Origin of the sequence: Mesorhizobium sp. M1A.T.Ca.IN.004.03.1.1 (genome assembly GCF_003997555.1) — a bacterium.
In the GTDB taxonomy this organism is placed as follows: domain Bacteria; phylum Pseudomonadota; class Alphaproteobacteria; order Rhizobiales; family Rhizobiaceae; genus Mesorhizobium.
Genome location: NZ_RZTV01000965.1, coordinates 1 through 242, shown reverse-complemented (window position 1 = coordinate 242; position 242 = coordinate 1). Strand labels below are relative to the sequence as shown.

The 242-nt window shown below is 57.9% G+C and carries 1 pseudogene; it reads left to right on the top strand.

The features are described from left to right. A pseudogene (locus EOD29_RS36415) lies at positions 1–242 on the top strand (ABC transporter substrate-binding protein); the annotation flags it as partial.

The following is a 242-nucleotide window of genomic DNA, read 5'->3' as shown; positions in this document are numbered from 1 at the left end:
GTCTATGCCTACGCGGATGCGCTGAAGAAGGTCGGCGATCCTACCAAGAGGCTCGAGATTGGTAAGGCGCTCGGTGAGACGAACAAGAAAATCGCGGGCGGCGTCCTTTCTTTCGATCCGAAGACGCATCTTGCCGTTCAGGGCGACGAAGCACTTCCCATTCAGTTCTTCCAGATTTGGGATGGAAAGCGGGTCCTGTTCTCTCCCGGCCAGTATGCGGATGGTGAGTTCCGCGCGCCTCC